20 protein-coding genes and 1 pseudogene are annotated in these 23298 nt (G+C 68.3%); 5 read left to right on the forward strand and 16 right to left on the reverse strand.

The window, feature by feature from the left end:
- Window positions 1-48 precede the first annotated feature (48 nt).
- From A6I89_RS09265 to A6I89_RS09275, 3 genes are all read right to left on the reverse strand, one after another.
- A complete protein-coding gene (locus tag A6I89_RS09265; protein WP_022598200.1) occupies window positions 49-1773 on the reverse strand; it encodes an N-acyl-D-amino-acid deacylase family protein in 1725 nt (574 codons plus the stop codon).
- Complete coding sequence (locus tag A6I89_RS09270) at window positions 1766-2746, reverse strand: alpha/beta hydrolase (RefSeq protein ID WP_232244807.1); 981 nt, start codon at window positions 2744-2746, stop codon at window positions 1766-1768. The genes A6I89_RS09265 and A6I89_RS09270 overlap by 8 nt, the downstream gene beginning before the upstream one ends.
- A 131-nt stretch (window positions 2747-2877) precedes the next feature.
- Window positions 2878-3504, reverse strand: a complete 627-nt coding sequence (locus A6I89_RS09275) for a TetR/AcrR family transcriptional regulator (protein ID WP_005517271.1) — start codon at window positions 3502-3504, stop codon at window positions 2878-2880.
- A gap of 100 nt (window positions 3505-3604) precedes the next feature.
- On the opposite strand from A6I89_RS09275, the gene A6I89_RS09280 reads away from it, so the two are divergent.
- Window positions 3605-5218, forward strand: a complete 1614-nt coding sequence (locus A6I89_RS09280) for a flavin-containing monooxygenase (RefSeq protein WP_022598205.1) — start codon at window positions 3605-3607, stop codon at window positions 5216-5218.
- On the opposite strand, the pseudogene A6I89_RS09285 reads toward A6I89_RS09280, so the two are convergent.
- The 3 genes and pseudogenes from A6I89_RS09285 to A6I89_RS09295 form a co-directional block, all read right to left on the reverse strand.
- Window positions 5205-5710 (reverse strand): annotated as a pseudogene (locus A6I89_RS09285) (nucleoside deaminase). The gene A6I89_RS09280 and the pseudogene A6I89_RS09285 sit on opposite strands and share 14 nt — an antisense overlap.
- Window positions 5711-5746: 36 nt before the next feature.
- Window positions 5747-6217: a cyanase gene (gene cynS, locus A6I89_RS09290; protein WP_005517268.1), complete on the reverse strand. Its 471-nt coding sequence runs from the start codon at window positions 6215-6217 to the stop codon at window positions 5747-5749.
- 34 nt (window positions 6218-6251) lie between these two features.
- A complete protein-coding gene (locus tag A6I89_RS09295; RefSeq protein ID WP_022598209.1) occupies window positions 6252-6818 on the reverse strand; it encodes a carbonic anhydrase in 567 nt (188 codons plus the stop codon).
- A 120-nt stretch (window positions 6819-6938) separates the two neighbouring features.
- Here A6I89_RS09295 and cynR point away from each other — a divergent pair, with 120 nt between their 5' ends.
- Window positions 6939-7877, forward strand: coding sequence for a transcriptional regulator CynR (gene cynR / locus A6I89_RS09300; protein WP_232244902.1), 939 nt, complete (start codon window positions 6939-6941; stop codon window positions 7875-7877).
- Between the two features lie 24 nt (window positions 7878-7901).
- Entirely contained in the window at window positions 7902-9623 is a 1722-nt protein-coding gene (gene ilvD / locus A6I89_RS09305) for a dihydroxy-acid dehydratase (RefSeq protein WP_013417377.1), read from the forward strand.
- A gap of 19 nt (window positions 9624-9642) precedes the next feature.
- Here the strand turns inward: ilvD and A6I89_RS09310 are convergent, their stop codons facing one another.
- The 4 genes from A6I89_RS09310 to A6I89_RS09325 all read right to left on the reverse strand — a co-directional run bounded on the left by A6I89_RS09310 (window position 9643) and on the right by A6I89_RS09325 (window position 14469).
- The gene (locus A6I89_RS09310) at window positions 9643-10944 is read right to left on the reverse strand and encodes an MFS transporter (RefSeq protein WP_005517257.1); all 1302 of its coding nucleotides are present in this window, start codon (window positions 10942-10944) and stop codon (window positions 9643-9645) included.
- A gap of 47 nt (window positions 10945-10991) precedes the next feature.
- Window positions 10992-12638 carry a class I adenylate-forming enzyme family protein gene (locus A6I89_RS09315; protein ID WP_044991472.1) on the reverse strand — a complete coding sequence of 549 codons (1647 nt, stop codon included), beginning with the start codon at window positions 12636-12638 and terminating at the stop codon, window positions 10992-10994.
- A gap of 252 nt (window positions 12639-12890) precedes the next feature.
- Entirely contained in the window at window positions 12891-13547 is a 657-nt protein-coding gene (locus tag A6I89_RS09320) for a S1 family peptidase (protein WP_041674861.1), read from the reverse strand.
- A gap of 184 nt (window positions 13548-13731) precedes the next feature.
- Window positions 13732-14469: a DUF6319 family protein gene (locus A6I89_RS09325; RefSeq protein WP_022598215.1), complete on the reverse strand. Its 738-nt coding sequence runs from the start codon at window positions 14467-14469 to the stop codon at window positions 13732-13734.
- A gap of 123 nt (window positions 14470-14592) precedes the next feature.
- Here A6I89_RS09325 and A6I89_RS09330 point away from each other — a divergent pair, with 123 nt between their 5' ends.
- On the forward strand, window positions 14593-15630 hold the full coding sequence (locus tag A6I89_RS09330; RefSeq protein WP_022598217.1) for an adenylate/guanylate cyclase domain-containing protein: 1038 nt from the start codon (window positions 14593-14595) through the stop codon (window positions 15628-15630).
- On the opposite strand, the gene A6I89_RS09335 is transcribed toward A6I89_RS09330, so the two are convergent.
- Window positions 15556-16293 (reverse strand): TetR/AcrR family transcriptional regulator, encoded by a 738-nt coding sequence (locus A6I89_RS09335; RefSeq protein ID WP_022598219.1) that lies wholly within the window; start codon window positions 16291-16293, stop codon window positions 15556-15558. The genes A6I89_RS09330 and A6I89_RS09335 overlap by 75 nt on opposite strands.
- 72 nt (window positions 16294-16365) lie before the next feature.
- On the opposite strand from A6I89_RS09335, the gene A6I89_RS09340 reads away from it, so the two are divergent.
- Window positions 16366-17931: an MFS transporter gene (locus A6I89_RS09340; RefSeq protein ID WP_044991437.1), complete on the forward strand. Its 1566-nt coding sequence runs from the start codon at window positions 16366-16368 to the stop codon at window positions 17929-17931.
- Window positions 17932-17936: 5 nt separating this feature from the next.
- On the opposite strand, the gene A6I89_RS09345 is transcribed toward A6I89_RS09340, so the two are convergent.
- From A6I89_RS09345 to A6I89_RS09365, 5 genes are read right to left on the reverse strand one after another with little or no spacing between them, the layout of a single operon-like run.
- Complete coding sequence (locus tag A6I89_RS09345; protein WP_022598222.1) at window positions 17937-18743, reverse strand: ATP-binding cassette domain-containing protein; 807 nt, start codon at window positions 18741-18743, stop codon at window positions 17937-17939.
- Window positions 18740-19795: an ABC transporter ATP-binding protein gene (locus A6I89_RS09350; protein WP_022598225.1), complete on the reverse strand. Its 1056-nt coding sequence runs from the start codon at window positions 19793-19795 to the stop codon at window positions 18740-18742. The genes A6I89_RS09345 and A6I89_RS09350 overlap by 4 nt, the downstream gene beginning before the upstream one ends.
- Window positions 19782-20675 (reverse strand): ABC transporter permease, encoded by an 894-nt coding sequence (locus tag A6I89_RS09355; RefSeq protein ID WP_005517247.1) that lies wholly within the window; start codon window positions 20673-20675, stop codon window positions 19782-19784. The genes A6I89_RS09350 and A6I89_RS09355 overlap by 14 nt, the downstream gene beginning before the upstream one ends.
- Window positions 20672-21613, reverse strand: a complete 942-nt coding sequence (locus A6I89_RS09360) for an ABC transporter permease (protein ID WP_044991438.1) — start codon at window positions 21611-21613, stop codon at window positions 20672-20674. Before A6I89_RS09360 ends, A6I89_RS09355 begins: the two co-directional genes overlap by 4 nt.
- Window positions 21614-21652: 39 nt before the next feature.
- Window positions 21653-23230, reverse strand: coding sequence for an ABC transporter substrate-binding protein (locus A6I89_RS09365; protein ID WP_022598228.1), 1578 nt, complete (start codon window positions 23228-23230; stop codon window positions 21653-21655).
- Window positions 23231-23298: the final 68 nt, after the last annotated feature.

Here is a 23298-nt window from a genome sequence, read left to right on the forward strand (position 1 = left end):
CCCCCGCCACTCCCACGAGTGGCGGGGGCATCCCCGTTCCGCGGTCGATCAGGAAGCGCTCGGCGCCGGCTGCGCACCGCGCACGAGTCGACCCGGCAACGCACCGGTGTGCCGGCCGTCTTCCACCACCACCTCGCCGGCCACGACGGTCGCGACGTACCCCGTCGCGGTCTGCATCAGCCGCCGCCCGCCGGTCGGCAGGTCGTACGTCACCTCGGGATGATCGGCCTGGAGCCTGTCGAAGTCGATGACGTTGAGGTCGGCCCGATAACCGGGACGGACCTGTCCACGGTCGAGCAGCCCGACCACGGCCGCGGTGTCGGCTGTGTGCCGCTTGATCAGCCACTCCACGGGTAGGAGCTCGCCGACCTTGCGATCCCGGCCCCAGTGCGTGAGCAGCGTCGTGGGGAAGCTCGCGTCGCAGATCGCGCCGCAGTGCGCGCCGCCGTCTCCGAGAGCAGGCACCGTGTCGGGGCGCACGAGCATCTCCCGGACCGCCTCGAGGTTTCCGGCCGAGTAGTTGAGCATCGGGAAGTAGAGCAGTCCGCGCCCGTCCTGCGCCATCATCGCGTCGTAGGCGACCTCGGCGGCCGGTACTCCGGATCGGTCGGCGAGCGCGGCGACCGAGTCGTCCGGCCCGGGCTCGTAGTTCGGCGGGTCACCGAGCAGGTACACCTGGTCGAACCGGGTCGACAGGCGCTCGATGAATTCACTGTCGGTGTCCGGCTTCTCGGCCAGGATCGCGTCCCTGACCTCCGGCCGACGCAGTTGCTCCACGCGCTCTTCCCGCGGCAGATCCTCGAGTGCCCGGTAGCTCGGGTAGGCCATGAACGGGTGCCAACTGAGCTCCCACCCGAGCATCACTCCCACGGCACGCGGCGCCACCTGACCGGTGATCGGAATACCCTGTGCTGCCGATATTTCCGCAAGACCGTCGAGCAGGTCCCGCCACTTGTCAGGCGCCCGGTCACTTTGTACGACCGACACGGACATCGGCCTCTGCGCGGCCTCGACGATCGCACTGACGAACTCCATCTCCTCGGGCTGGTCCATGAAGTCGGAGATGAAGTCGATGACGCCGGCGCCCGCCTTCGCGAGCCCTGCCGCCATGCCGGTGAGTTCTTCCCGCGAGGCGGTCAGGCTCGGTGTGGGTTCGCCCGCGGACGTCTTGTGGACCGCGGATCGGGAGGTGGACCAGCCGAGTGCACCCGACTCGACCGCCTCGGCGACAAGGTCGCGCATCCGGTCCATCTCGTCCGCGGTCGGCCGCGCGAGATGGTCACCCCCGCGCCGGCCCATCACGTAGGTGCGCAACGCGCCGTGCGGCAACTGTGCGGCGAAGTCGATCGCGTGCGGGGTGTCGATCGCGTCGAGATAATCGGGGAACGACTCCCAGTTCCACGTCATCCCCTCCGCCAGAACGCTTCCGGGGATGTCCTCGACACCTTCCATGAGTCCGATGAGCCAGTCGCGCTGCTCCGGCTTGACGGGGGCGAAACCCACACCACAGTTGCCCATGACGACTGTGGTCACGCCGTGCAACGACGACGGGGTCAACAGCGGGTCCCAGGTGACCTGTCCGTCGTAGTGCGTGTGGATGTCGACGAATCCCGGGGTGACGAGCTTGCCGGCCGCGTCGATCTCCCGCCGCCCGGCGTCAGGCACGTCGCCGACGATCGAGATGCGCCCGTCGTCGACGGCGACGTCGGCGGCACGGGGCGGTTCACCGGTTCCGTCCACGACGAACCCGCCGCGGATCACCAGATCATGCACGAACGCCTCCTGTGGTCGAATTCTTCTTCGCGTCTTCGTTTTCGAGGAGTACGGCGGCAGCGCGGACGATCGTCTGCGCCGCCTCCGCGGCGGCCGGAGAGACCCCCGTGAACTGCAGGAAACCGTGAGCCAGTGACGGGAACTGCAACAGTTCGACCGGCACTCCGGACGCCCTCAACCGCTCGGCGTACTCGACGCCCTCGTCGAGCAGCGGATCGTGGCCGCCGACGACCACCACGGTGCGCGGCAGCCCGGACAGATCGGCGGCGCGCAGCGGCGACACCAGTGAACTCGTCCGGGTTTCCAGGTCGGGACAGTAGTGGTCGAGGAACCACTGCATCTCGCGGGAGCCGAGGAAGACCCCGGAATTCTGCACGTACGAGTCGCGTCCGAGATCGGCGTCGACTACCGGGTAGATCAGCACCTGCCCCGCGAGGTCGATACCGTCCTCGTCGCGGGAGAGGAGGGCGCACACCGCGGCCAGGTTGCCGCCGGCGCTGTCCCCGGTGACCACGACGGGTCCGGCGAGCCCCTCCGATCCTGCTGCCACCCAATGCAACACCGCCATCGCGTCCTCGGTCGCCGCGGGGAACGGATCCTCCGGAGCAAGTCGATAGTCCACACTCACGACGTCCGCGCCGGCCTCGTCCGCAAGCATGCGGCACGTCGCGTCCGCGTAGTCGAGGTCGCCGGTCACCCAACCTCCGCCGTGGAAGTGAACGATCGTCCCCCCAGACCTGCGCGCCACCGGACGGTACAGGCGTACGCCGACGTGTTCACCCACCCGGTGCGCCGTGACCGCGGCGACCTCGGGACCCGGTGCGCACGACTGCAGCGCGGCGCGGATCCGTTCCCGCGCACCTTCCGGGCCCAGTTCCACCATCGGCGGGAGGCCCGACCCCGACACCGCGGCAGCCACTGCCTGCAGTACCGGGTCCAATTCTGTTCGAGTGCCCTGCATGCCACTTGTCATGAATTAGAATCTAACTCTAGTCTGACGGTATGACAACGGTCACACCCGCGGGGGCGGCCCGCTCAACGCTGCTGCACGGCTTGATTTCTCGCAGTGGTCGAGTCCGGGACGGTCGCGGACGACAGGAAGGATCAGGCCCCGGTATCGGCCGCGAAGACGAGGTCGACCGTACGGTCGAGCAGGCGGTGCACCTCGCCTATGTCCTGCCGTCCCATGCCGAAGAGCATCACTTCGTGGGTGAGCACCGCGGTCACGATCGCGACGAGGTCCGCCGCGTCGCCGTCCGGCAGGTCGAACAGATGCTCTCGGTACGACGCGAGGGCCTGCGCGGAGAACTCCGCGAACAGCGCGCACACGACGGGATCGGTCGAGTGCCGAAGCACGTTCTGCAGGCGCAGGTACGTGGGGAACTCCTCGAAGCGGTCGACCGAGTGGTGCAGCCGAATCCGGATACGTTCGGCCGGCGGCAGCCCCGGATCCGGCGCACCGCCGTGTTTGATCGGGTCGGCGGCGGACCAGTCGAGCAGCACGGCCGCGTACAACTGCTCCTTGGAGGCGAAGTAGCGGTAGACGGTCCCCAGCGCGACACCCGACCGTTCTGCGACGTCGCGGATCTGGATTCGCTCGAAATCGTCGGCGACCAGCAGTTCGCCGGCAGCATCGATGATGCGCTGACGCCGCTCCCGCTGCCCCCTCGGCAATGCCGCGGGGTCGGGCAACGTCGGCCTGTCCGGCCGGTCCTGCTCGCCTGCACCCACGCTCGTACGCCTCCCATCGCGCCCGCCGCGCCGGCGGGACAACTGCTGCACCGATGCTACTGACCCCTGCTCACCCCACCACGAAACGAGGTCCACCCCCATGCCGAACAACGATTCCACCGAACCGACCTACGACGTCGTCGTCGTGGGCGCCGGATTCGCCGGCCTGTACGCACTGCACAGCCTGCGCCGACGCGGCATGTCGGTGCGACTGTTCGAGGCCGGCGACGGCGTGGGCGGCACCTGGTTCTGGAACCGCTACCCGGGCGCGCGGTGCGACGTCGACAGCGCCGACTACTCCTACTCGTTCGACGAGGCACTGCAGCAGGAATGGGAGTGGACCGAGCGCTATCCGACGCAGCCCGAGATCCTGCGCTACCTCGAACACGTGGCCGACCGTTTCGGACTACGCGAGGACATCACGCTGGGCACCCGCGTCACGTCGGCGCACTTCGACGAGGACGGGGAACTCTGGGCGATCGGCACCGACTCGGACGCCGGCAGCGTCACCGCGCGCTGGGTGATCATGGCGACCGGCGCGTTGTCGACGGCCCGACTGCCCGCGATCGACGGCCTCGACACGTTCGCGGGCGAGATCCTGCACACCGCACAATGGCCCACGGAGGGAGTCGATTTCACCGGCAGGCGGGTCGGCGTGATCGGAACCGGGTCGTCCGGAGTGCAGGCGATCCCGCTGATCGCGCAGCAGGCGGACCGGCTGACGGTGTTCCAACGGACACCAGGATTCGTGATCCCGGCCCGGAACCGCCCGCTGGACGCCGGCGAACTCGCCGCGATCAAGGCCGACTACCCGGCCCGGCGTCAGTTGCAGCGCGAGTCGCACGGCGGCTGGATCCTGCCGCCGCCCGTGGGATCGGCACTCCAGACCGCCCCCGAGGTCCGGATCAAGGAGTACGAGGCACGGTGGGCTGTGGGCGGACTCGCCTACCAGACCACGTTCGACGACGTCATGACCGACCTCGCAGCGAACGAGACGTCCGCGGAGTTCGTACGGTCCAAGATTCGCGAGACCGTCACCGATCCGGACACGGCAGAAGCACTGTGCCCCAAGGGGTATCCGCTGGGTGCCAAGCGCGTCTGCATCGGCACCGACTACTACGAGACCTACAACCGCGACAACGTCGCACTCGTCGACCTGCGGTCCGACCCGATCGTGGAGATCGTTCCGGAGGGCATCCGCACCGAGACCGGCATCCACGAACTCGACGCGCTGGTCTTCGCGACCGGATTCGACGCCCTGACCGGCGCCCTGGGTGAGATCGACATCCGCGGCCGGGAGGGCGCCGGCCTGCGCGAGACCTGGCAGGACGGTCCGCGAACCTACCTCGGCGTCGCGGTGGCCGGGTTCCCCAACCTGTTCGTCATCACCGGACCCGGCAGTCCCTCGGTGCTGTCGAACGTCGTCGTGTCGATCGAGCAGCACGTCGAGTGGGTGGTCGGCTACCTCGACCACATGCGCGAACGCGGCGCCCGGCTCGCCGAGGCGACCACGCAGGCGCAGGACGAGTGGGGCGAACACCTGACGACGATCGCCGCCGGCAGCATCTACCAGCAGGCCGACTCGTGGTACCTCGGCGCCAACGTGCCGGGAAAGCCCCGCGTCTTCATGCCCTACCTCGGCGGCGTCGGCAACTACCGCAATCTGTGCACCCGGATCGCCGCCGACGGCTACCGCGGGTTCACGACGACCTAGTCGGCGTCCCCGCGGCTCGCGTCAGTCTTCGGCGTTGCGGGCCTGCCACGAGCGATACACGTCGACGGCGTCGGCACGCTCCTCGTAGCGCATGGGCAGCCGGCGATCCTGCCACGGCTTGGCGAACTCGTCGTAGAAGGTGGCGAGTTCGAAGTACTTGCGGGCGTCGACGTAGTAGGGCTCGTACGAGTCGCGGGTGGTGAGGAAGACGATCTCGTCGGGCGAGCAGTAGTACAGCGAGCCCAGACACATCGGGCACGGATGCGCGAGAACGTAGATGGTGGTGCCGGTGAGGTGCTCGGTGCCCAGTTCGGTGCAGGCCTGGCGGATGGCGAGGATCTCGGCGTGAGCGGTGGGGTCGCCGGTCTGGGCGACCCTGTTGGGGCTCTCGGCGAGAACCTTGCCGTCCTTGACGATGACGGCCGCGAACGGGCGACCGCCCTCGGCGACGTTCTGGCGGGCGAGGTCGATGGTGCGCTGGACGAAGTCCATGAAACTCCTCCGGAGGTGGATCGGGGTGCTGGGGAATCAGAACGGCTTGGTCGGCAGGTACTTGCCGTTCAGGGTGATGACGGCGCGCTCGCCACCTTCGGGGTCGGCTACCTTCTGCACGTCGAGGGTGAAGTTGATCGCGGAGATGATGCCGTCGCCGAACTGCTCGTGGACCAGCGCCTTGAGAGTGGTGCCGTACACCTGGAGCATCTCGTAGAAGCGGTAGATGGTGGGGTCGGTCGGGATACCGCCGGGAATCGAACCGCGGGTCGGGACACACTGCAGCAGCATTGCCGCGTCCTCGTCGAGGCCGAGCAACTCGGCGACGGCCACGGCAGACTTCTCCGGCAGCGCGTGCTGGCCGAGCACCGCCGCGGTGGTGAAGGCCACGGACAGGCCGGAGGCGTCGGCGATCTGCTGCCAGGACAGATCCTTGCGGGTCTTGGCATCGACAGCGGCGACGGCGACGGCCTGGCGGGCGGCGGGGTCGAACTGGGACTGGATCATGATCGGATTTCCTTACTTCTCGGGGTGGACGGTTTCAGGCGGATACATCCGCGACCTCGCCGGCCGCGATGTCGAATACCCACCCGTGGAGGGCGACTTTCTTCTCCGCCAGCGCGCGAGCCACGGACGGGTGGGTGGCCAAGTTGGCGAGTTGTGCGTGGACGTTCTGGCGGACGAGGGCTCCGACGTCACCGGCGGTGGTGGTGCGGGCCCGGGAGGCGTCCGCGTACCGCAGCCACGCGGCGACGGCCGGCGCGGCGCTGAGGTCGTGGCTCCGAGCGATGGCGGTCATGGCACCGCACGCCGAGTGGCCGCAGACGACGATGTCCCGCACGCCCAGTACGGCGACGGCGTACTCGATGCTCGCTGCCACGCCGTCGGCTTCGGGCGTGTAGGCGGGCACCAGGTTGCCGGCGGTGCGAATGACGAACAGGTCGCCCGGATCGGTACCGGTGATCAGTTCGGGAACGACGCGGGCGTCGGAGCAGCCGATGAACAGCGTGTGCGGCGAGTGGTGGGTGGCCAGGTGAGCGAAGAGTTCCGCCTTTGCCGGGAAGACGTCCTTCCGGAAATGAGCGACTCCTTCGATGAGGTCCTGCATGGGTCACGTCCTTCGTGGGTGGGTTACGTGATCCACCGTGCACGAACTGCACCTATAGAGTCCAAGACTTGTTGTCCATGAAACCGATTGCTCACATCTATAGTGATGGTCATGGTCGCCCTGGAACTGCGCCACCTGCGCTACCTGATCGCCGTCGCCGAACGCGGCAACTTCACCCGCGCGGCCGAGGACCTGCACATCTCCCAGCCCACGCTCTCCCAACAGATCCGGCAACTCGAGCGGGCAGTCGGCGTGCAACTGCTCGACCGCACCGGCCGCACCGTGCAACTCACCGACGCCGGCGCCGTCTACACCGAGCACGCCAGACGCGCGCTACGCGACCTCGACGCCGCCGAACGTGCGGTTCACGACGTCCAGGATCTTTCCCGCGGCCACCTACGTCTGGGCGTCACCCCCACCTTCACCGCCTACCTGATCGGCCCGCTCGTCGCCGAACTCCACACGCGTTTCCCGGGCATCGGCCTGACCCTCACCGAGACGACTCAGGACCGCATCGAGGCAGCACTGCTCGCCGACGACCTCGACCTCGGCGTCGCCTTCGCGGGCGCACACCCGGCCGGTATCACCGCCACACCGCTCTTCACGGAAACCCTCAGCCTGGTGGTCGGCGGATCACGAACGCCGGAACCGCCGAAAGCCCTATCCGTGCAGGCTCTCCAGGCACAGCAACTCGCACTCCTCAGCGGCGACTTCGCCACCCGCGGCCATATCGACGCCTACTTCGCCGAACACCGGATCGAGCCTCGAATCACGGTCGAGGCCAACACCATCCAGGCGCTCACCGAGATCGTGCAACGCACATCGGTGGCCACCGTCCTACCGGACGCGATCACGCACGACCACCCGCACCTCGTCCCCGTTCCGCTGGACCCTCCGCTGCCCGCCCGCACGGTCACGCTCCTGGATCGACGAGGGGCCTATCGCAGCGCCGCGGCCCGGGCGTTCACCCGGCTCACCCACGACATCGTCCGGGTCCGCGGCTACACCCCAGCGCCCGCGGCCCGTGGTTACATGGACGTCGAAGCACGCCGTCCGTGACGATCGATCGTTGGGAGCAGCGCCGTGACCACCTCGTCGAACACCCCGGGACAGGGCAGCCCGGACATCAAGCCGCGTAGCCGCGACGTCACCGACGGACTCGAGAAGACCGCCGCGCGCGGCATGCTCCGCGCGGTCGGCATGGGCGACGACGACTGGGAGAAGCCGCAGATCGGGATCGGGTCGTCGTGGAACGAGATCACCCCGTGCAACCTGTCGCTCGACCGCCTCGCCGAGGCGTGCAAGGACGGCGTCTTCGCGGCCGGCGGCTACCCGCTCGAGTTCGGCACCATCTCCGTCTCGGACGGCATCTCGATGGGGCACGAGGGCATGCACTTCTCGCTCGTCTCCCGCGAGGTGATCGCGGACAGCGTCGAAACCGTGATGCAGGCCGAACGCCTCGACGGATCGGTCCTGCTCGCCGGATGCGACAAGTCGCTGCCCGGGATGCTCATGGCGGCCGCGCGTCTGAATCTCGCGAACGTCTTCCTGTATGCCGGGTCGATCCTGCCCGGCATCGCGAAACTGTCCGACGGCACCGAGAAGGAAGTCACGATCATCGATGCCTTCGAGGCGGTCGGCGCGTGCTCACGCGGGCTGATGAGCCGCGAGGACGTCGACGCGATCGAGCGCGCGATCTGCCCCGGCGAGGGGGCGTGCGGCGGGATGTACACCGCCAACACGATGGCGTGCGCCGCGGAGGCCCTGGGAATGTCGCTGCCCGGCAGCGCCGCTCCCCCGGCCACCGACCGGCGGCGCGACGGCTATGCCCGGCGCAGCGGGCAGGCCGTGGTCGAGATGCTGCGCCGCGGCATCACCACGTCGGACATCCTCACCAAGGAGGCGTTCGAGAACGCGATCGCCGTCGTCATGGCGTTCGGCGGGTCCACCAACGCGGTGCTGCACCTGCTCGCGATCGCGCACGAGGCGGAAGTGTCGCTCACGCTCGACGACTTCGCCCGCGTCGGCGCGCGTGTCCCGCATCTCGCGGACGTCAAGCCGTTCGGGCGGCACGTCATGATCGACGTCGACCGCATCGGCGGCGTCCCGGTGATCATGAAATCCCTGCTCGACGCCGGACTGCTGCACGGCGACTGCCTCACCGTCACCGGGCGTACCCTCGCCGAGAACCTCGCGGACATCGCACCGCCCGACCCGGACGGCAAGGTGCTGCGGGCGCTGTCGTCACCGATCCATCCCACCGGCGGCATCACGATCCTGAAGGGCTCGCTCGCGCCCGGTGGCGCCGTGGTGAAGTCCGCCGGATTCGACTCGTCCGTCTTCGAAGGCACGGCAAGGGTTTTCGACCGCGAGCGGGCCGCGATGGACGCGCTCGAGGACGGCACCATCACCGCGGGCGATGTCGTGGTGATCCGTTACGAAGGCCCCAAGGGCGGACCCGGAATGCGGGAGATGCTGGCCATCACGGCCGCGATCAAGGGCGCCGGCCTGGGCAAGGATGTGCTGCTGCTGACCGACGGCCGCTTCTCCGGCGGCACCACCGGACTGTGCGTCGGCCACGTCGCCCCCGAAGCCGTCGATGCCGGACCCATCGCGTTCGTGCGCGACGGCGACAAGATCCGGCTCGACGTCGCGAACGGTGTTCTCGATCTCCTGGTGGACGAGAAGGAGCTCGCCACCCGCCGAAGCGGGTGGGAGCCCCTGCCTCCGCGCTACACGCGCGGCGTCCTGGCGAAGTACACCAAGCTCGTCGGATCCGCTTCCGGCGGCGCGGTGTGCGGATAGCTGCCCCGGTGACGACGGATCAGGCGTCCTCGAGACGGATTCCCTTGGTCTCCCGCATGAACATGCAGGCGATTCCGGTGAAGGCGCACAGCACCATGATGTAGATGCTGAACGCCCATCCGATGCCCTGCCCCACCAGGAGCTGGTTGAGGTAGGGCGATGATCCGCCGAACACCGCGACCGAGATGGAGTACGCGAAGCCGATGGCCTGGGTCCGCAGCTTCGTGGGGAAGCTCTCGGACAGGGTCGCCGAGAGGACCGACGCCGGGATCGACACCACGAGCAGCGCCGTGGTTGTCGCGACGAGCAGCGTCCAACCCGAGGAGGTGATCATCGCCGTGAGCGGAAACTGCAGGACGAACATCAGTCCGGCGAACGCGAAGAGCATCGGTCGCCGGCCGATCCGGTCCGAGAGCAGCCCCCAGAACGGCAGCGAGACGAGCGCGATCAACTGGGCGACGACGAGCATCCAGTACGCCGTATCTGGGTTCATGTCCTTCTGCGTGATCGCGTAGGTCGAGATGTACGACGTCCAGGTGTAGTGCGCTGCAGTGATTCCCGACGTCATACCGATCATCAGCAGCACCGCCCGCACGACCGTGGCACGAGGAATCCTCGGTCCCTCGTCGGCGGCCTGGGCGTCGAAGACCTCGCTCTCCTCCATGCTGCGGCGCAGGTACAGCGCGACGAGCGCAAGCAGCGCACCGATCAGGAACGGGATCCGCCAACCCCATTCGGCCACCGCATCGTTCGACAGCACCGACGTCACCCCGCCGCCGACCGAGTACGCGAGCGCGGAACCACCGAAGATGGCGATGAAGGCGACGCTTCCCCACATGCCACGGCGATGCGGCGGCGCGATCTCGCTCACGTACGAATAGGCCGTCGCAGACTCGCCGCCGTGCGCGAAACCCTGCGTGATGCGTGCGGCCAACAGGATCACGGACGCCCAGATACCGACGGAGTCGTAGGTCGGCATGATGCCGATGACGAGGCTGCCGCCGGCCATCATCAGCATCGTGGTGACGAGCACGAACTTGCGTCCTCGGCGGTCCGCGATCCGCCCGAACACGATGCCGCCGAGCGGCCGCATCAGGAACCCGACCGCGAAGACCGCGAGCGTCGACAACAGCGCGGAGACCGGATTGGAGCTGTCGAACACCACCGCGGCGATGAACGGGGCGAACACCGCGTAGGCGCTCCACTCGTACCACTCCAGCACGTTGCCGACCGCACTCGCGAGGAGCGACTTCTTCTTGGACCGGATGTCCGATCCGGACGTCGACCGGAGTCGATCCCTCTCGATGACCTCAGATGCCACGGATATCTCCAGCCTTTTCGATGGACACGATTGTCGGATAACGGGTTTCAGGACGCCGACTGCGTCCGCAGTTCGGTGCGCCGGATCTTTCCCGTGAGGGTCTTGGGGATGGCGTCGACGATGTGGACGTGCCGCGGCCTCTTGTAGGCAGCCAGACGCTCCCCGACGAAGGCCACGAGTTCCGCTTCGTCCACCTCGACACCGGGATTGAGCGCGACGAAGGCGACCACGCGTTCACCCTGGTAGTCGTCGGGCTCGCCGGTCACGCCCGCCTCGTAGACGCCGGGGTGCTCGTGCAGCGCGCTCTCCACCTCGCGCGGCCACACCTTGTAACCGGAGACGTTGATCTGGTCCTTGAGTCGGTCCACGAGATGGATCCAGCCGGCGGCGTCCATGATCGCGACGTCACCGGTACGGAGCCGGCCGCCCGGGAAGGTCTTCGCCGTGTCTTCGGGCCGACCGAGGTACCCCGAGATGATCTGCGGCCCGGCCAGTTCCAACTCCCCCGGCGTCCCGGTCGGCACCTGGTCGCCACGTTCGTCCACGATGCGCGCCTCGACGAGGGGCAGCGGGATGCCGATCGCGAGCGATCCGCTCTCGGCGTCCACCGGGGCGCGGACCCCCGGGGGAACGGCGACGACCCCCGACGACGTCTCCGTCATCCCGAACGCGTTGTGGATGTAGTGACCGAATCGGTCCTCGAACTTGCGGACCGTGGCCGGCGGGATGGGCGCCCCGCCCGAATACAACGTCTTGATCGAGGCGAAGTGCTCGGCCGACGCGCCGGGCGCCCGATACAGGGCGTTGAAGACGGTGATCGAGCCGATCGTGAACGTAACTCCGTGTTCGACGAAGGCGTCGAGGGTGACCTCGGGGTGGAACCGGTTGGCGAACACGAGCGCACACTCGCGTACGAGCGCCACCACCGCGTTGATCACGGCGCCGGTGATGTGGAAGAGCGGCGCCACCGCGAACACGACGTCGCCGTCGGCGAGCCCGACGAAATCGCCGTAGGTGCGCGCCACCGCGAGGACATTGGCGTGCGTGTTGCGACTGCCCTTCGGGGCACCCGTCGTGCCCGAGGTGTAGGCGACGATCGCAAGATCGTCGCCACCGAGTTCGAGCCGTGGCGGCCGCTCGCCGCGGTGGCGCGCCACCACGTCGGACATGGCCTCGCCCACCGCACCCGGCCTCCGATCCGCCTCGTCGAACACGCGCGGGTCGTTGCGGGTCTGGTAGTCGAGGTCGCAGGTCGTGACGAACCAGTCGACCGACGTGCCCTGCAACGCCTCCGCCGTCTCGGCCGCGACGGTGTCGGCGCAGATGACACCCACGGCTCCGGCGTCGGCCACGAGGCGGCGCAGCTCCCGCCCCCGATACATCGGGTTGAGCAGCAGCGCCGCGGCCCCCACCTTCCACAGCGCCAGCATGGAGATCGCGTACTGCGGGATGTTCTGGAGATAGATCCCGACCCGGTCACCCCGACGCACCCCCCTGTCCCGCAGTCCCACCGCGAGGGCGTCCGACTCCTCGTCCATTTCCCGCGCAGTGAGCGTTCCGTCGAAGTACCGCACTGCGACGCCGTCCGGATCGGCGGCAACGCGCGCCGTCCACGCGTCGACGAGTGATTCCGACCGAAGTTGCGGTTGCGGATCCACGCCTTCCGGATAGAGACCAACCCACGGGTGGGGCATGAGACCAGCTCCCTTCCAGCAGCGAACCCGAGCCAGCACGTTCCACGGCTTCGCCCGGCCGAACTCTTCCGACAAACGACCGACCGATCGATCGGTCGGCGATGGTTAGCGAGTGTTACGGGTCACACATCTGCTGTCAAGTGGGAGCCGGGAGGAGAGCGTCGCCGGACCGCCGGATACCCGTCGAAATGCCACGTGCCGGACCCGATCGCGGGTCCGGCACGTGGCGGTGAAGCAGGCGACAGCGGTGCGTCAGATGGGTCTGAATCCCGCCCCGACGCCACCTGTCGCGTTGATGTTGTCGATGATCGCGGTCATGTTGGTGCCGAGTTCCGGGCCGAGGCACGCCACCCCGAGATACGCGTTCACCATCGCCACCAGAGTGGTCCCGACGACGACCGGGGATCCCGAATCACCCTCGATGACACACAACTGGGTCCACGTCTCCTGCGACTGCAGCACGTCGCCGTAGACGACTCCGCACGTGTGCCCGGTGGTACGGCCCTGTTTGCATGCGACGGCCGGGAACTGCGCCGGCTTGCCGATATCGGTGATCGTGACCTGACCGATAGTGTTCACCGGAGTCACCTTCGCGGGATCGAACTCGATCACCGCGTAGTCGTAATCGGAGTTCGACACGACGAACCTGCCCACCACACCCGCGTCCGGATCGGACTCGGGTACCACCGGCCAACCCGCCTCGCCGCAGTGGCCCGCCGTGATGCCGACCAGGCGGCCGGCGTTGTCGTGTCCGATCGTCGTGAGCGTGCACTGATACATCTCGTCGATCACGATTCCGGACCCGCCGCCCAGAACCGCTCTGGGTGGCGCCGCGGTCGCGGTGCCGACGCCGAGCATGCCGGCGATCACCGCCAACGCTGCGAAGATCAAGGAAAGTCGCTTGAGCATGTTGCCCTCCCGCTTGGCGCTACGAATGTGCCATCGGTCGATCACCGCCACATGCCTGCTGTCAGCCCTTGCTTGCACGCCCCGGACGCTTCCACGCTCGAGTCGGCGGGACACTCACCGGCAACTTTCCCACCCGAGGGTCAGTGCTCGGGCAGCCTTGATCCGATCGTCACCCAATCGCCGACTAGGAGGTCGACCCCAGCGCTTCGAGCGCACGGCGCGCGTCCTCGAGTTCCTTCGACAATGCGGCAATTCGCTGCTCTGCAGCCTCTCGTGCTGCGGAAATGACCGATTGGACCGCCTCGAGAGCAACGTCGTCACCGAGTTCACGCATCGCCCGATCGACCGCGTCGGGACTGACCGGCGTGGCCTTCCCCGGGCGCTTCGCGCCGTGCGTCACGGTCACCGTCCAGTCGTTCTCGGCGCCGGCATGGATCGTCACACTCACACCCGCCGGCGCCTTCTTCGCGCGACGCGGCGCGGGTGCCAGTGGCGCCTGGGGTGCCGTGCTGGTGACCGCGGCAGGTGTGGGGGCAGGCTTGGGCGCCGACGCGGGCTTGGGCGCGGGAGCCGCTGCCGGCTTGGGCGTGGGGGCCGCCGCGGGCTTCGGCGCGGGAGCCGCGGCCTTCGCTGGCCGGGTCGGCTTGACCGGCTCCGGAGCCTTGCGGGTCATGCGCAGTTCCTCCGCTTCGAACGGAAGCTCGTCGTTGACCCCCTTGGGGCTGATGACGACCGTGTTCCCTTCCACGGAAACGACTTTCGCCGAACATCCGGCCTCGATGCCGAGGCTCGGGGTGGCCTCGCGCAGGTACACGGTGGCGCGCTTGCCCTCGGCGACGGCTGCTGCCAGCGTCTCGAGGTTCTCCGCGGTGAGATGTTCCGGCGTTGCCGAGCCTGCTCCGGAACGACTGCGGGGCGGCATGATGGGGTCCTCCTGGTACCGAACGACTGCTTGCACCGCTACCTTCCCACAGGCACCCGACAGTCGTTGCGGCCCGCTCTGTCGTGGTTCATTCTTGGGCGACCATCACGAAAGGGGCGTGCGTTGGAACTCTCCGAGCACCTCGATCCCACTGTGCTCGGCCTCATCCAGTCGGAAGTGGAGCAGACCCTCCTGGGCGGCCCCCGCCGGTACACCCGCGAACAGGTCGCCGAAATCGCCGGGGTGCCCCTCGAACGCGCGCAACGCCTCTGGGTGTCGATGGGTTTCGCCATCGATGCCGACCCCGACGCGGCGATGTTCACCGATGCCGACGCTGCAGCACTACGGGGTCTGGTCGGTTTCGTCGACAGCGGCGCCCTGGCCCAGGACGCCGCAGTGGCCGCCACCCGGGCGCTCGGTCAGTCGATGTCGCGACTGGCGGAGTGGCAGGTCGCCGTACTCAACTCGCATCTGGCCGAGGAGCTCGCCGCCACCCACCTCGATGCCGGCACGCTCGACGAGCGTGCCCTGCGCGACGCCGTCGGAGCGCTCACCTCGGGGTTGCTGCCCACGGTCGAGGCACTGCAGTCGTACGTATGGCGCCGGCACCTCGCGGCCGCGACAGCGCGCAGGGCGGGCAGCGTCGGCGAGGACACCACGCACCGCACCCTCGTCGTCGGGTTCGCCGACATGGTCGGCTACACCAGCCTGACGCGCAGGATCCGGGTCGACGAGCTCAGTGCGCTGCTCGAGGACTTCGAGTCACAGACCACGTCGATCATCACGCAGGGCGGCGGTTGGGTGATCAAGAACGTCGGTGACGAAGTGATGTTCGCGGCGGAACACGCGTCCGACGCGGCCCGGATCGCGCTCGGCCTCCAGGAAGCGGCGCGCACGCACCCGGAGCAGCCGGATCTGCGGGTGGGTCTGGCGCTCGGTCCGGTCCTCGTCCGCTTCGGCGATCTGTTCGGCGAGGCCGTGAACATCGCCGCGCGGCTGACCAGCGCGGCCCGTCCCGGAACGGTGTTGGTCGACGCCGAACTGTCGGCGGCACTGGTGGACGACGACGGGGTCCAGTTGCGCTCGCTACGCCCCCTCCGCGTCCGCGGCTACTCCCGGCTGCGCGCCTTCGCCCTGCGGCCCGTCCGCGACCAGCGCTGAGTCTCGGGCCCGGCCGGCCTGCCGCGCCGCGAGGAAATCGTCGACGATCCGCACGCACGCATCGGGGCCGAGCGGCGCCAACGTCGCCAACCGGGTGAAGACGAGCGGCCCGACCAACTGTGCGAGGGCGAGGTCGTAGTCGAAGTCACCCAGCGCAGCCCTGGCCTCGTCGGTGCCGAGCACGCGGTCGAACGCCGCCCGATACTGCACGACGACGTGTTCGCGCAGCGACCGGAGCTCGGGCCGGCTCTTCCCCGGCCGGTCGCCCGCCTCGAGGTCCGACGCACTCGAATAGTCGTCGAGCGCGGGGCCCATCCCGAGCCAGCACAGCGCGGTGATGTGCATGGGAGCGTCCTCGATCATCCGTGCCTGCGCCGTGAGCAGTTCGACGAGTTGTTCACGCAGGCCACCGGAGACGGCGGTCTCCGGGGCCGGCGCCACGAGCTTCCCGAACGCCGCGGCCACCAGTTCGGTGCCACTGTCGAAATGCCGGTACAGCGTCGCGCGCGCCACCTTCGCGAGTTTGGTGACCGCGTCGATCGTCACCGCCTCGGTGCCGCCCTTGACGAGCAGTGTCGTAGCCGCGTCGAGCAACCGCGCCCGCGAGCGCGCCTTCCTGGGGTCCTGGTCGCTCGCCGACCCGTCGCTGTCGTCCGTACCCATCCGTCACCACCTTTTGTGGAACCACCAGTTCACCTACGATACTGACAGTCTTGTTTCCTAGGGGAGGCCCGCATGGCTGGAAAGTACACGGGAACGAACGACCGGATGACCTGGGGACAGATCTGGACTCTCACCGTGTCGTGTGCGGCGGTCGCCCTCGTCGTGGCCGCGATGGCGGCACTCAACACCGCACTCGCCGACCTCGCCCGGGACACCGGGGCCACCCAGGCGCAACTCACCTGGATCGTCGACGGCTACACACTCGCGCTCGCGTGCCTGCTGCTGCCGTCGGGCGCGCTCGGTGACCGCTACGGCCGCCGCGGCCTGCTCGTGATCGGACTGCTGCTGTTCGGGCTGGCGTCGGCGTCGCCGATCCTGCTGGACAGCCCCACCCAGATCATCGGCGCCCGCGCGGTCGCGGGCCTCGGCGCAGCGTTCGTCATGCCGGCGACGCTGTCGATTCTCACCGCCAGTTTCCCTGCGGCGCAACGATCCAAGGCCGTCGGCATCTGGTCGGGCGTCGCAGGATCGGGGGGCATCGCCGGACTCATCGGATCGGGCCTGCTGCTCGAGAAGTGGTCCTGGCACGCGATCTTCATCGGACTCGCGGGGGTGTCCGCCGTGCTGTTCGCTCTCGCGTTCACCATCCCGTCCTCGCGGGACGAGCACCCGTCGACGTTCGACATCCGCGGCGCGGTGCTGAGCGCCGGGGCGATCGGGCTCTTCGTGCTCGGCATCATCGAGGCGCCGGGGCGGGGCTGGCTCGACCCCTGGGTGCTCGCCGCGATCGTCGGCGGCCTGGCCGCCGGAGCGCTCTTCGCAGTCCTCGAGGCCCGCACCGAACACCCCCTGCTCGACGTGCGCCTGTTCGGCAACCGCACGTTCGGCGTCGGCGCGGTGTCGCTCCTGATGCAGTTCCTTGCGACCTTCGGTCTGTTCTTCCTCATCGTCCAGCACCTGCAGCTCGTGCTCGGCTACTCGCCGCTGCAGTCGGCGCTCGCGCTCGCACCGATCGCGGTGGTCGTCATCGGGCTGTCGGTGGCGGCGCCGTGGCTGATCCCGCGCATCGGCCTGCGGATCCTCACGTTCCTCGGGCTCGCCGTACTCGGCGTGGCGCTCGCACTGATCGGTCAGCTCGACGCCGGCAGCACGTACCGCGAGGTCGCCGTGCCGTTGCTGATCGCCGCTGTCGGCCTGGGCCTGTGCACCGCCCCGGCGACCACCGCGATCGTGCAGAACACGCCGGTGGCCAAGCAGGGTGTGGCGTCCGCGGTGAACGACGCCACCCGAGAGATCGGTGCCGCGATCGGCGTGGCCCTCGCCGGCAGCGTGCTCGCAGCCGGGTACGGACGCAACATCGCGCCCGCTGTCGATGCGGTACCCGAGCAGGCCAAGCAGCCGGTCGGCGACTCCCTCGCCGCCGCCCTCGAGGTGTCGAAACTGGCCGGCCCCCAGGGAGAGCAGCTGGCCGATTTCGCGAAGGAGTCGTTCCTCCACGGCATGCAGGAGGCCTCCCTGGCGCTGGCCGGCGTCATGTTCGTCAGCGCCGTCGCTCTCGGGTTGTGGGCCCCGGGCGGACGCGGCATCGCATCGATCGACGAGGCACCCGCGCACGAGGCTCTTGCCGACGTCGACTGACCAGGTCAGGCCTGGCGGGCCGCGCGGGGGACCGGCACGGGGATGGCGTCCAGGAGTTTCCGGGTGTAGTCCTGCGCCGGGGAGGCGTAGATCTGCTCGACGGTGCCGGTCTCGACGACCTCACCGGACTTCATGACCATGACCCGGTCCGCGATGACCTCGATCAACGCGAGGTCGTGACAGACGAACAGGTACGCCAGCCCGAGCTCCTCCTGTAGGTCCCGGAGCAGGTTCAGCACCTGCGCCCGCACCGAGACATCCAGTGCGGCAACAGGTTCGTCGCACACGATCATCTCGGGCTCTAGGGTAAGCGCCCGGGCGATCGCGACGCGCTGGAGTTGGCCGCCGGAGAGTTCGGCCGGGTACCGGCCGAGGTAACGGGACCCGATGCCGACCTTGTCGAGCAACTCCCGGGCCCGCTGCGTACGAGCGGCCCGGTCGAGATCGGTGTGCACGATCAGCGGCTCGATCACCGCGTCCGCGACCGTCATCCGCGGATCGAGCGAGGAGTGCGGATCCTGGAAGATCATCTGCATGCCGCGCCGCATCTGGCGGAGTCGGGCGGGCTTCGCGGCGCGAACGTCCTCACCGCCGAACACGACGCTGCCCGAATCGGCTTCGATGAGCCGCAACACCATCCGTCCGACCGTCGACTTCCCAGCCCCGGACTCACCGACCACGGCCAGGCATTCCCCGGCGTCGAGGGTGAACGAGACGTCCTTGACCGCATGCGTCCATCCGGCCCGGCGGCCCAGGAAGTCACGGCGGGTGGAGAACGACTTGGTCAGGTTCGCAACCTCGAGCAGACTCATGACGCGCTCACTCCTTCCAACTGCAGATCCGCCACGCGCAGGCAGCGCGCCGCCCGTCCGGGGGCTGTCTCGGCCAGCGTGGGATGCGTTGTGTCACAAAGGCCCGACCGGGCGTGGGTGCAACGGTCGTGGAAGTGACAGCCTGCCGGCCACTCCCCCGCCGCCGGGATCCGGCCCGGGATCGCCGTCAACCGCCGATCGTTACTGATGCCGGGACGTGGGATCGATGCCAGCAACCCGGAGGTGTACGGGTGCTGGGGCGTGAAGAACACCTCGTCGGCGCGGCCGTCCTCGATCACCTCCCCCGCGTACATCACCACGACACGTTCGCACAGTTCCGCGACGACGCCGAGGTCGTGCGTGACGAACAGCAGCGAGATACCGGTCTGCTCCTGCAGGTCCCGCAAAAGATCCAGGATCGTCTCCTGCACCGTCACATCCAGCGCGGTGGTGGGCTCGTCGGCGATCAGCAGACGCGGGTTGCAGGCCATGACCATCGCGATCATCACCCGCTGGCACATGCCGCCGGAGAAGGCGTGCGGGTACTCGCGCACCCGGTCCGCCGCCCGCGGGATCTGCACCAGCTCGAGCATCTCGACCGCACGCGCCATCGCCGCCTTGCGGTCCAGGCCGAGGTGCTTGCGCACCGACTCGGCGATCTGATCGCCCACGGTGTAGGCGGGATTCAGCGAGCGGATGGGCTGCTGGAAGATCATGCCCATTCCCGTGCCGCGCAGCCCCTGCCACTGTTTGTGCGGCTGCTTCGTCAGATCGAGGCCGTCGAATTCGACTCTGCCGCGGGCGATCCGACCCCCGGTATCGCCGGTCAACCCCATCACCGCGAGTGACGAGACGGTCTTGCCGGAACCGGATTCCCCGACCAGTGCCACCGACTCACCGGCGGCGACGTCGAACGAGACCCCGTCGACCGCGGTCACCCACTGCTTGCGGCCGGACGGGAACTGGACCGTCAGATCCCGCACCCGCAACAGCGGCGTGGCAGGGTCGACCGGGGCCCGGTCCGGGCGCACCAGCGTGTCAGTTGTTGCCATTGCGACTCCTCGTCAACGCCCGGCGCACACCGTCGCCGAGATACGTGAACGCCAGCACCGTCAGGAAGATCATCACGCCGGGCGGCCATACCAGGTAGGGGGCCAACTGCATGTTCGACGCCGCCGTGGACAGCATCGAGCCCCAACTGGCCGCCGGCGCCTTGGCGCCGAGCCCGAGGAAGCTCAGACTCGCCTCCGCCGCCACCGCGGTGCCGAGCGAGACCGAGATGACCAGAACGATCGGCGGCATCACGTTGGGCAGGATGTGCCGCACGATCGTCCGGGACGTCTTACACCCCAACGCCACCGACGCCTCGATATAGGTGTCCCCGCGGACGTCCATCGTCGAGGCCCGCGCCACCCGGTAGAACCGCGGCGCCATCACCAGACCGACGGCGAGCATCGCGTTGGTGATACCCGACCCCAGCACCGCGACGATCGTGATCGCGAGCACCAGCGAAGGGGCGCTCATCAACGCGTCCATGATCCGGGTCAGCACCGTGTCCACCCAGCCCCCGCGGTACCCGGCGATCACGCCCAACGGCAGCCCGAGCACCAACGCCAGCGCCACCGCCTGCAGGGACGCCTGCAACGAGATCCGGGCACCGTAGATCAACCGGCTGAGCACGTCCCGGCCGTAGTCGTCGGTCCCCAGCCAGTGCGCCGACGAGGGAGGCTGCAGCCGGTTCACCACGTCCTGCGCGTACGGGTCGTACGGCGCGATCAGCGGCGCGAAGACGGCCATCAGCACCAACAGCAGCACGAACGCACCGGCGATCGCGGTCACCGGCCGACGCCGTACGAACCCGAGGAAGCGGGAACCGAAACCGTTGCGGGACTCGACATCACCCGACATCGAGGAAGCAGTCGTCGTCGTCATGCGCGCACCTTCGGGTTGAAGTAGCCGTACGAGATGTCCACCAACAGGTTCACCAGCACCACCACGCACGTGGTGAACAACACGAACCCGAGCAGCACCGGAACGTCATGGTTCTGCACACTGTTGACCGCCAGCGAACCCATCCCCGGCATGCTGTAGATGATCTCGATCGTCACCGCACCGCCGAGCACCTCCGCGACACGGAAACCGAGGACCGTCACCACCGGGATGCACGCGTTCTTCAGTCCGTGCTTGAGGACGACACTCGCGGTGCCCAGTCCCCGGGCCTTCGCGTTGAGGATGTAGTCGCTGCCCATCACCTGCCCCAGGGCCGATCGCAACTGCAACGTCACCTCCGCCGCCGGCAGCAACGCCAACGCCACACCGGGCAGCACCAGGTGCTGGAACCACGGCACCACACCGTCCGAGAGCGGCACGTACCCGAACGCCGGGAAGATCTGGTTCGACACCGCGAACAACGACACCAGCACCAGACCGAACCAGAACGCCGGGATGGCGATCGCGATCGACGCGATCACGTTGATCGCGCGGTCCACGACGCCGCCCGGGCGCAGCGACCCGAGTACGCCCAACACCAGGCCGATCACCACGGCCAGCACCATCGCGAACCCGACCAGCGACAGCGTCGTCGCCATCCGCCGGAGCAACAGGTCCGCCACCGACTGGTTCGACAGCAGCGACACCCCGAGATCGCCCCGCAGCACCGACCCCACCCAGTCCAGATATCGCACGAACACGTTCTGGTCCAGATTCAGCGTCGTCCGCAACTCCGCCAACCGTTCCGGCGTCGCATCCTCACCCGCGAGGATGACCGCCGGATCACCCGGCGCCAGATCGATCAGCACGAAGATCAGGAACGGCACGACCAACAGCAGCGGAATCGCCGCCAACAAACGCCTACCGGCATAACGCAACATGGCTGCCCCTCAACAGGTGTCGATGACCGAAGGTGACGGCTACTTCGCGATCCCTACGTGGCGAATGTCGAACAGCCCGTTGTTCACCCAGGCGATTCCGTCGATGTCCGTGACCTTGTCGGTTGCGACGGTCGCATTGGTGAGGTTGCAGATCGGTACGAACATCGCCTCCTCGAGGGTCTGCTCCGCGATGTCCTGGTACATGGGTGCGCGCTCGTCCTGCGACAGAGTCGGGTTCGCGGCCTTCGTGGCGAGTTCCTTGATCTGCGGGTTGCCGTTCGACAGATCGTAGGGTCCTGTGATGTACGTGCTGACGGTCTCGGCCGGATCGACGCGCGGCGTGAAGCTGTTGGCGACCATGGACTGGAAGTCACCGGCCACGTATCGCGGTTCGTTCTGGCTGTTGGGCACCGGGTTGAGTTCGGCGTCGAGCCCCGCCGCCGCGAGCATGGACTGGATGACGTTGGCGGGCTTCTCCGTATTCGTGCCCGCGCCGAAGGTCAGCGTGACCTTCGGGGCTCCACCGACGCCCTGGACGAGGCTCTTGGCCTTGTCCAGATCGAAGGCGTACGGGTACTGGTAGGAGTCGTCCGCAGCCCAGCTGCCGGCCGGGAACAACTGCTGCCGAGGCGTGCACGTGTCGGAGAACAGGGCGCTGACGGCGGCCGGATCGATCGAGTAGGCCACGGCCTGACGCACTTCCGGCTTGGCCAGATCACCCTGCGCCCGCATGTACACACCGAGGACGTTGCGGAACGAGACCTCGTCGACCGCGAGGGTGCCGCTCTTCGCGAGCGACTGTGCCTCGACGACCTCGTTGGCGGAGCTGACCCAGCTGATGTCGACGGCGCCGGTCTTGAGGCCGTTCAACCGGGTGCTGGCATCGGGCATCGCCTTGATCTCGATCTTGGCCACCTTGCCGGCGTCCGGATCCCAGTTGGTGCCCTCGGCGCGTACGAGCGTGAGCGACTCCTCAGGCACATAGGAAGCGACCTCGTACGCTCCCGATCCGCTCTTCCCGGGATCGTTGCGGATGTCCGTGCCGGCCTCGATGAATTTCGGGCTGATCATCATTCCCGCGTTGTTACTGAAGACGCCCGGCAGCTCGACGCCCGCGCCCGGCGCCAGCCGCAGCCGTACCGTGTGCTCGTCGACGATGTCGGTGCCCGTGATGCTCTTCAGCGCAGCCACCACCGTGCTGCCTTCCATCGTCTGGCCGCGCTCGATGTTGGCGACCACCGCGGCTGCATCGAACGGGGCACCGTCGTGGAACGTCACACCCTTGCGCAGCTTCAGTTCCAGGTACGAGCCGTCGGGAGCGAACTCCCACGACTCCGCAAGCCCGGGTTCGAGATTGCCGTCGGCGTCGACCACGGTCAGCCGGTCGAAGATGGGTGAGAGGTAGCCGTAGCCACCGACGCTGGTCTGCAGGTACGGGTCGAGATTTCGGGACGGTGCAGCCGTCGCGACCCGCAGGGTCGCGGACGTGTCGAGTTCGCCGGAGTTACCCGACGATGTCGGCGAGGACGACGCCCCGCCACCACAGCCGGCCAAGGCCACCGCGGCAACCGCTACCGCCGCCAGGTTCCGCGACCCACGAATCCACTTGTCCCTCATTGTGTGTCCTCTCGAAGATCCGCGACCGGATCACCGATCACGTTGACGCGCATGTGCCGTATCGAGTT

The organism is Prescottella equi, assembly GCF_002094305.1.
Taxonomy (GTDB): Bacteria; Actinomycetota; Actinomycetes; order Mycobacteriales; family Mycobacteriaceae; genus Prescottella; species Prescottella equi.